We start from the raw sequence: 9546 nt of genomic DNA on the forward strand, positions 1-9546 counted from the left end.
TTCCACAATCAATTTCTACCTATTTCTATAAATTTCAATCTATTTCTATTATCTTATCTCCATATCACTCTTATCTCCTTATCCCCTTTCTTACACTTTTGATATATAGCCTGAACGGTTACCAAATACCAGTATCTCCCAGTCTTTACCTAAAAAGTATAGCTCAGGGAGGTAGTAACATTTCTTGTTGTAGGTCTTTCAGTGGAAGGGCGGTCTTGTAGAAAACTGATGTTTAGTGAAAGATTGTCCAGGAAAGAATAATTACCCGCAACATTCAAGTTCTCACTTTCACTATCGTTAGATTTAGTAGAACTAAATGTGGTTGTAAGTCCAAAAGGCGCTTTTGTAATCTCCATGCCTACTGTTCGGGAAATAGTTTCCTGGTTAATTGTCGTTGTTTTCCCCTTATTTATGTTATAGGCATAAGATGTTGAAACTATCTCGGTTATAGGAGCGCGGATGGAAACCTTCGTCTCTGTATCTATTTTATCTGTGTCATCCGGGGAATAGATATAAGTTTGCCCAAAAGTAAGTGGAAAATCCCGATTTTTTATCCTCAAATTGTAATTTATATCTGTGCTGTAATTGTGTGTTATATTTCTTTCTGTGGCTTTCTGCTCAGCCAAAACATAACCTATTTGATAGTCCAGGTTTTCAAAGACTGGCTGAGAAAGTTGGAGAGTAAGATTATGAGTAAGATTTCGTGTCTTTTCATCTAAGGAATAAGACTTATCAACACAATTACTGAAATTACAAGATAGAGTCATCTCTTTTATAAGATTAAAGAGAAGGTTCAAGGTATATCCGGTATTTTCAGATTTAGGGTTACCTTGTTCATCCTTTATCTTTGTTGACTGAAATTCAATCCCTGTTTGCCCCAAAAACCTTTTTTCCCCTATATCGTAAGTCATACCTGCGGTTGTCAGATGCGTTTTAGCACTATTGGCAGATTCTTCTGTATCAGATAAGTTATAGCCCACACGGAAGATTAAAGAAGATAATGCTTGCCAGGAGAGTCCATAATCCTGGGTAAATGTTTTAATATCTGTCTCTGTGGTCTGGGATTTAGAAAGGTTATTATTTAAGTTAAATTTAGTTATAAATTTTAATTTCTCATTAATCTGGCTGATAAGTCCTGCCATATAGTTTTCCGACTCAGATGAGGTTTTTAAACTTTCATCATCAGGTATGTTATCAGTATCAGAAGATTGAATATCAAGGTTTAACTCGAAGATTTTCTTGAAAGGGATATTTGATGTTAGCCCAATAGATTTTACCTTAGTTTTATTCTTTTCAACAAAGTCCTGTGTTTTGCCAAGATTTAGAATAATATCCGTGGTCGCCTGCCCTAACTTACTCCCCAGAGAGAAGTTAAAATCTTCTGTTTTAACTTCTTTATCTGAACCAACATTCTCTCTTGTATTTTTATTATCTGAATTAGAGTAATTGAATTGTATAGGGAAGTTATTAAATACGGATATACCCAGACCAATCTTCATAGAATCATCTTTACTCTTGTAATCGGTTTCATCGAAGGTATTCAAGCTATCTTCTGTCTTGCCCGATAACGCCAATTCCCACAAAGGATTTTTTATACCTACATCAAGGTCGGCTTTTTGTTTCCCGCCGGTTGTGAACTCTTGCTTATTTGCCTTAATCTCGCTTCTTATTTCAACTCCATTGTCGAGAGAGCGTGTCTGATTTACCGCGACATTGGTCGATAGGGCATGTTGAGTTTGATTCTGTTCATCTTCTACTGTTTGATAGCCTGTGGTAATTCCACCGGATGCCCCATCTACTTCAAATTCAGTCCAGTCTATTTGTGTTGGTTGTCCGCTTGTCCCATCCACATCCCCATATTCCCATCCGCCTTCCATCTCTCCTCCATCCCACTCTTCGCCCTCTTCCATTTCTTCTTCTGGCTCTGGTTCTTCCTCTGGTTCTACTGGTGGTTCTTCCTCTGGCGCTATTGGTGATTCTTCCTCTGATTCTATTGGTGGTTCTTCCTCTGGCTCTATTGGTGGTTCTTCCGGACTAATAGGAAGGGGAATTACTATTCTTCCTGGATTGGGATAGATTATTTGAACTTCCAATTTACGGACTCCAGCTGGAATAAAAGGAGAGACTATCACATCGTTATTTTTTGTTGCCGGAACTTTGAAACTACGCCAGCCCTTGCCATCGAGATAAATATTTCCCCTGACATCTCCAATTCGTGTCTCTGAAGTTCTTAATTTGATGCCGACTTTGAATTCTTTTTTCTTTTGAATGTCTTTTTTGGGTAAGATAACTTTCATCCCTTTTACTCTAAACAGCTCATCTCTTAGAGTAGTGCGAACCTCTATTTGAATTGGAGAACTACCGCGAATCGGATTACCGAGGGTATCATAGCCTGAAAATGTGCGGCTAATCGTAAATTTACCGTTTGCCTTTCCTGACAGTGCCTGTGCCCTTTTCATATCATCAAGGATAATTGGTCTATTTAACCGTTTGGGAGCCCCTGGTGTAATATTTTCAGAGATGAGAAAAACCTCTGTTTTTGTCCCATTCCCAAATCGATACATAACCTCCTCCCGGGTTATCCTGGCGCCAACAGGACCATTTAGCGAGAGGGTATAGGATAAATTAGCCCTCTTTTCGCCTTTATAAAATATTAAGGCATTAGGTGATGGCGTAACACGGAGAGTTGTAGCCACAATATTTACTTTGATGCCATCAGAAGATTTCCATTGCTGACCATAAGCATCTCTAACCGCGAAGTAGTAAGTTTTACCCTGGGTCAATGATAAACCAGACCTCGTCACACTCGTTCCTGTGGCAAATGTCCAGGTAACTACATCTGTTCCGCCGCGGGTTGTCCCAATGGCATACAGATAACCGTTGGCACCTACTACTGGTGCCCAGTTTGCGGACAATTGTGTTGTTGACCGTGTCCAGTCTTCATCTGCACCGAGACCATCATTTACCCAAGCTGGTGCTTGAGCGAAACCTACCTCTGCGGTCAATAAAATCCCTAAAACTATACCCAAAGTTTTTATCCTGTCCATTTCTCGTTCCTCCTTATTCCTCTATTGTCGTGTTGAACAAATAACGCACGGAATTTAATTCTGGTAACTGGTGATTGGTAACTGGTAATTAAATACCGTTTGGCTGATCTCAGGACGAAACTATTTAACCAGTTACCAGTTATCCGTTTGCAGGTTATGAAATCTGATGATACGCCGTGCAAAACTTACTCAACACCACACTAGCAAGTTTATAAACAGGAATTTAGGCTTTAGCCTTTCATTGCAACGAATGAAACCCTACGAGGGTAAATTCCATCTTAAATTTATAATATAAATATAACATAATAACACTATAAAGTCAAAACTTTTTTTAAAAAAACTTCTTGACAAAATAATAATAGTTAAGATATAATAAAAAATGGTTGTTTTAAGGGGAATAAGAAGATGTTAGCAAAGGAGTCAAGACCATTATTTGTCCTGTTTTGGGGAATTGTTCTCCTGTGTGTTATCCTTTCATCTCAGGGAAGAGTAATGGGCAAGGTAGAAAAAACGGTTAAACCAAAGATAATTATTTCAGTTTCTTCCTGTGGCAAAGAGGCAGATTTTCCATCAAAAGATAAACTTGTGACTATGGGGAAGGAGATAATTCAGAGCATTTTCCCTTTGGAGATAGAAAAGAGTCGTCGAGTAAAAGGGGAGATTAGCTTTATCGGGCGGAAGGGAAAAGTGCCGATGTTTAAGATGGATTGCCTATTCCTCTACAAGACAACTTATACCGCTGTTACTCACCATGTTGTCTTTAAACTCCATGTAACCGGATACATCATTGTATCCGTTGATGATAAATTATGGGACACCACAAGCGTAAAATCTAAAATAAAAAGGAGGAAATAGATATGAAGACTTTTTTATTTTCAGTTTTTTTCTCAATGTGTTGTATCCCATTAGCATGGGCACAACAACTGTTTCCAGGAGCCAAAATAATCGATGACAAGGTGATAAAGATTCCCTCAGTGGTTCAGGTTGCGACGAATATTAGAGATGTTCAATTGACCACGCGCCTGACTCTTGAGCAGATAGATAAACAAAATGTGGAGAAAGCAACTAAGTTACTGATTAATCAACAGCTTGCGACTCTGGTTGGTCGGAGTAGTTCAGTAAGACCAATAGTAACGGTGCTCCAAAGAGTTGGCAAGAAACTTTTGGTTGAATCGCTGGTTGTTTTCCGTGATAAAACAACATATAGTGCTACACTTTCAAAGATGGACTATGAAGTCGAAGGTGACCAGGTCATTTTAAAGCAGAAGATTGATGACTATAGTCCACGGATAGCCGTTTTACAGAAACCCGGCGCTCCAAAGGCTGAAACACTAAAGATTAAAAAGGATATTCTTGCCAATCTAAAGATTTCTCTACCGCAGGGATATGGGCCAAAGGCACTTGCCAATACACCTTGCGATGATATTTCTACAGCAGTGCAATATACAAACCAGATACACAATATCTTTGTTCAGGCATTTGGACTGGCGGAAAAAAAGATTGGTAACAAGAGCACAAAAGCCGCCCTGATGAATATTCTACAAAAGGGCACACGGCTTCTGGCATGGAATAACATCGGGCACGGAAATCCAGACCTGATTGTCGAGTGGAATGACAAATTAATAACGCATGCCGATTTTAATACGCCAACTTCGTTTGAAGGTGTTTATAATGCCGTCATTCTTCTAAACTCGTGTGATACCTGTGCCTCACCATACCATCTCAAAAATGCGATTATGAACCACAATCCTCGCACCTTCATTGCAGGCAGTAAAGGTTTACCAATTGGCTCATCAGAAGAAGTGGATTATCATTTCTGGAACTATTCACTTCTTCAAAATCAGACTATGGCCTGGTCTTTAAATGAGGCAGAGAAAAAGAAAAACCTTCTTGGCTATTTCTGTCTGAATGGCTACAATGGGAAATTTGCAGAAGTTGAGGCGGCAAAATTCACCGAAGATTGCATACCATTTGACTATAAGAAAGTAAAGGCTAAAAATGTAAATGGTCGGTGGAAAGTAGTTCAAGGGAGTATGTGGATGCTTGATTTCGGAACCAATAAATCTCAAGCAGAAAAGGCTATTGAGATTATGAAACACTACAAGCTTGACCGTCAATGCTTTGTTGGACGACCTGATGCTCCGATGCAATACTATACCACAGGTGGAAAAGCACCTCAGGGGAGCCTGGCTGGTGAGGATTGCATTTCGTTCAATCCTAACAATGTAACCGCTAAAAATATCGGTGGACATTGGAAGGTTGTTGATGGCTCACACTGGCTCCTTGATTTTGGTAACAAAGAAGCGGAATCAAAGATTGCCGTAGAAATCATAAAATTTTATGGTTTCAAGCAGATATGTTTTGTGGGAAGACCAAATGCGCCAATGATGTATTTTAAAAAGTAGCGAAATAAGAGGTTGGGATGGGAATAAAAAGAGCAACCAAAATTTCCATAGGATGGGTATGTATCCTATGTATGTTCTCTCCAGTGGTATATGGAAAGGTAAAAGAGCCTCATCCCATCCCTATTTATGTCATCGAACGAGATACACTGCAAACAAGAAATTTCATCCCCGTAGTAAATCATGAAACGATGATTATTAATCTGGGGAAGAGAAGTGTGAGACTCGACCTGGTGTCGAAAATTCCAGAGGGTAAATATCGGGAAGGAGAAGGATATCCTGCTTTTTTAGAAGACTCTCTCCTTCCCGAACCACTTTTTTCTCTCAAAGATATCTCACCAAAAAAAACCTTATATTTGGAACATCCTGAATTCGATAAGGATGAAAACGCATATATCTGGAAAGGGATATTACTTCCGCCAGCTCAGAACCTCATAGCTCAGTATGACAATTATTTTGGGGAATATAGTCATTACTGGACAGCGCAGGGTTTTGATTTTCAAGGTATTAAAATAAAAACCTCCTACATCTCCTCCAAACTCAATGAATCCGAATGGGAACTTTCATTGAGTTATGATATTGAAAATGCTACTGGATACCAGGTCAAAGATTTTTCTATGAGTGTTTTTCTCCCGGTAAAAGAAATCAGGAAAGAAGATGAAGTATCTTTTATTGATTTACAGCAAATTTGTGCCTCACCAAATATAGAGGTATCCCAGGTAACAAAATCAGATGGATATGGTTGTGCGGCGTATGGGGTTATGGCGAATTTGGGCACAAGTGAGTTTGACGCAGAGGGAAAAATCAGGTTTTTTGTGTGTATTGCCGGGGCATTATTACCCAATAATGGAAGTATTTGGCCCACCATAAATATCACCGGACGCCTTTTTAATCAGGAATCCTGCTGGCCAGCAACTCTTATAAAAACAGATATTCCCGTCGCAGAAGAGCACTTTTCCTACACTTCATACAATCTGGTTATAAAAGATAGTCATACCTTTACATTTCATCAAGGAGAAGTTGTTGTTCAACAAGAACGATGAATATTTTCTCTTCTGCTCGCTTTCTCACTTGCTCCTAATGGCTTACCTTTCTTTTATCCTTCTCAAAATTAAACTTTGGGTCTTTATCCGTGGTATGGCATTTTGTGCAAATCCCGCTTGAATCTACCTTGCCAGGTTTATCCCCAATCTTTGCTATCTGCTTATCTACAAAAGGGTTTTGACGGGTGATTAGATGCACCATTCCTAATTTATGGCACTCCTCACACCCAACATTAATAAAATCAGGTGTCGTCTGATAGTCTGAAAAACCATTATCTTCTTTGAAATGGGTCGTATGACATTTAAGGCATTCAGGATTTTTTTCCTCCTTAACTCTCTGGAGGGATTGAAATGCCTTTGCATGTTTTGTCTTTTTCCATTGTTTATATTGTTTGTCGTGGCAGGTACTACATCTTTTTGTTCCGGCATATATCGTTCGAACAAATGGGTTAGCGGGTTGACTTATGCCTTTCTCCTGGGTTTCTTTCTTATATTCCTCAATTATTTTGGCTATTTTTTCATCCACTGGCACAGATTCCTCAAGAACACTATTTTTTTCTTCAAAAGAGGTTATTCCTTTATCAAGATAGACCTTAATACATCTTCCTTCATCCCCTTTAGATGATGGTTGGAGAATTAAAGTGTGGTTAGTCTTGATTACCCCTCCTTCTTTTGTCACTCTAAACAATTCATCACAAATTATAATATCTATTCCCTCAACTCCTTTTACCAGGTCTAAAGATTCTCCTTTGGTTAGTTGAGTTAGAGCAATAACAAGGTTACATCTATCCCTTAATGATTTGACGATTTCTTTAGCAACATCGATTGGGTCTTTTATAATTAACCCTTCTTCTAATTTGATTTGTCTGGATAGTCCAAAGATACCTATTTTAATTTCTTTGTCAACACCAGGAAAAGATTTAATTATGTATGGGGCTGTAAGTAATTTATCTTTGTCAAATATATTGGCAGAAACAAATGGGAGATTATATTTTTCTTTTAAATTAATCAGCGTATTTTTGTCAAGATGTGGTATATCTTTTTCACTTAGATTTATCGCATCATAGTGCATTTGTGCCATTGCTCTGGCGATATATTCATTTTTCACATCTTTTATATTTTTTTGGCTTGAGACAAAATAGCCTGAATCGAGGACAAGATTTATGGGTGCATTTTGCGTATTTTCTTTAATAAAAGTAGCCCATCTGACCAGACCGCCGCCTCTTTTACCTCCACACCCACAGGGCTCTAAATAGCCTTTTATATTACCCGAATAAAATATTTGAATTGTGGGAATAGAAATATTTGTCTCTTTTCCTTTGACTGGTGACTGCATTCCAGCCAGAGAAATTACTAATAATAAAAGTAATAACCTCTTCATTTTTCAACCTCTTTGTATAATTAGTGATTCAATTAAGTAGTAGCAGGGAACTGGTAGCGCCACGGGGATTCGAACCCCGGTCTGATGGCTGAGAACCACCTATCCTGGACCCCTAGACGATGGCGCCGTAATGTGAGGGAGATATTCCCTGCAAAATGTCTTCAACACAACAACCCGGAGCACCTGCCAGAAATGCTGGGATGTTTTTTTCAGTGTTTCTGGTCAAGTCCAGCGATTTGTAACCGTTCAGGTAATCCTTTACCGCAGAGACGCAGAGTTTAATGCAAATATCAAAATGTAAAAATCAAAAGGACAAAGCAAAATGCAAAAATAGTTGTAAGGCAACAAAAAAAATCAAATATTAAATATTAAAAATCAAAAATAAGAATAAAAGAATTCCTTAATTTTGGTAACCGTTCAGGCTATATATCAAAAGTGTAAGAAAGGGGATAAGGAGATAAGAGTGATATGGAGATAAGATAATAGAAATAGATTGAAATTTATAGAAATAGGTAGAAATTGATTGTGGAAAACAACAAATTTCCATAAATTTCTATTAGTTTCTATTAATTTCAATTTTTTTAATAATATCTCCCTATCTCCTTAATCTCCACATCTCCTTTTGTTACACCACCTGAACGCTTACTAATTTTGATATTTGCTCTTTGATTTTTGATATGATATTTGATATGTCATTTTCCATTTTAATATTTAATGTGTTTAAAGTGGTTTCGCACTAAATCAGTACTATTCATTTGTGCTCTCTGACCACGCTAAACAGGTACTTATATCTTCTTATCGCTAACATTAGTAATTATCCACTTACCCTTTTGCCTGGCTGGGGAGCAAGGATTCGAACCTCAACTAACAGATCCAGAGTCTGCTGTCCTACCATTAGACGACTCCCCAATAAAATCATAGCATTCACGGATATTTAACTACCCTGGAGTAATGGAGAAGTGGATTTAGACCCAATTTCCCAACACTTCATTACTCCAATACCATCGGCTCAATTAAGAAAAGTATTTCTCCTTCTTTTACTTGCGCACCATTTTTTACCATAATTTTAATAACCTTCCCCGATACCTCAGATTTTATCTCGTTAAACAATTTCATTGCCTCAATTATACAAACAGTTTTTCCCCGCTCAATAACATTGCCTTGCTCTACATAAGGTTCATCATCAGGTGCCGGGGCACGATAAAATATACCCGTCAAAGGAGAAATAATTTTCTCATATTTATCCTGCTCTATTGGCACTTCTTCTTCCTCAGGAAGTTCCGGGATTAATTCCGTTTCTTGAGGGATTACTTTTTTTTTAATTCTTATTCGTCTTTTTCCTTCACAAATCTCTAATTCCTCAAGGTTGGCTGTTGTCGCCAATCCAATAATCTCATGAAGTGTTTTTTCTATATCTTTTCCCATAGTTTTTATTTTACTATATAATTTTCGATAATGCAAGTATTTTTTTATTGATTTTAATAAAAAAATATGATATGATAATAATTAGAGGTCAGAAGACAGAGGATAGAAGGCAGAATATTTGGTGGTGTCTTAATCTAGCATAAAGGTTAAAATAGTGTATAGGGTTCTGCAAAATAGGATTTGAGGGAGACAACAAATAAATATCAAATATTAAATATCAAAATGCAAAATTACAAATCAAATTTCAA

Annotated in this window: 8 protein-coding genes and 2 tRNA genes; 4 read left to right on the forward strand and 6 right to left on the reverse strand. The window is 37.7% G+C overall.

Features of this window, described 5'->3' with window-relative positions; all coding sequences use genetic code 11:
- The coding region (locus tag AB1422_12640; protein MEW6620161.1) for a hypothetical protein at positions 1–221 on the forward strand (221 nt) is incomplete at its 5' end.
- Here the strand turns inward: AB1422_12640 and AB1422_12645 are convergent.
- Entirely contained in the window at positions 150–3047 is a 2898-nt protein-coding gene (locus AB1422_12645; GenBank protein MEW6620162.1) for a hypothetical protein, read from the reverse strand. The two genes, AB1422_12640 and AB1422_12645, sit on opposite strands and share 72 nt — an antisense overlap.
- Before the next feature lie 405 nt (positions 3048–3452).
- Between AB1422_12645 and AB1422_12650 the strand changes: the two genes are divergently transcribed.
- The 3 genes from AB1422_12650 to AB1422_12660 are packed head-to-tail and all read left to right on the forward strand — an operon-like array spanning position 3453 to position 6492.
- Positions 3453–3902, forward strand: coding sequence for a hypothetical protein (locus AB1422_12650; protein MEW6620163.1), 450 nt, complete (start codon positions 3453–3455; stop codon positions 3900–3902).
- A gap of 2 nt (positions 3903–3904) precedes the next feature.
- The gene (locus AB1422_12655) at positions 3905–5452 is read left to right on the forward strand and encodes a hypothetical protein (protein ID MEW6620164.1); all 1548 of its coding nucleotides are present in this window, start codon (positions 3905–3907) and stop codon (positions 5450–5452) included.
- A 17-nt stretch (positions 5453–5469) separates the two neighbouring features.
- The gene (locus AB1422_12660; GenBank protein ID MEW6620165.1) at positions 5470–6492 is read left to right on the forward strand and encodes a hypothetical protein; all 1023 of its coding nucleotides are present in this window, start codon (positions 5470–5472) and stop codon (positions 6490–6492) included.
- 34 nt (positions 6493–6526) lie between these two features.
- Here the strand turns inward: AB1422_12660 and AB1422_12665 are convergent, their stop codons facing one another.
- From AB1422_12665 to AB1422_12685, 5 genes are all read right to left on the reverse strand, one after another.
- Complete coding sequence (locus AB1422_12665; GenBank protein ID MEW6620166.1) at positions 6527–7873, reverse strand: multiheme c-type cytochrome; 1347 nt, start codon at positions 7871–7873, stop codon at positions 6527–6529.
- Positions 7874–7924: 51 nt separating this feature from the next.
- Positions 7925–8000 (reverse strand) — tRNA-Glu (locus AB1422_12670).
- A 273-nt stretch (positions 8001–8273) separates the two neighbouring features.
- On the reverse strand, positions 8274–8420 hold the full coding sequence (locus tag AB1422_12675) for a hypothetical protein (protein MEW6620167.1): 147 nt from the start codon (positions 8418–8420) through the stop codon (positions 8274–8276).
- 288 nt (positions 8421–8708) lie between these two features.
- Positions 8709–8782: transfer RNA gene (locus AB1422_12680), tRNA-Gln, on the reverse strand.
- A gap of 81 nt (positions 8783–8863) precedes the next feature.
- Positions 8864–9298, reverse strand: coding sequence for a biotin/lipoyl-containing protein (locus AB1422_12685; GenBank protein MEW6620168.1), 435 nt, complete (start codon positions 9296–9298; stop codon positions 8864–8866).
- Between the last annotated feature and the right edge of the window lie 248 nt (positions 9299–9546).

It is taken from the genome of bacterium (assembly GCA_040757115.1).
Taxonomy (GTDB): Bacteria; UBA9089; CG2-30-40-21; order CG2-30-40-21; family SBAY01; genus JBFLXS01.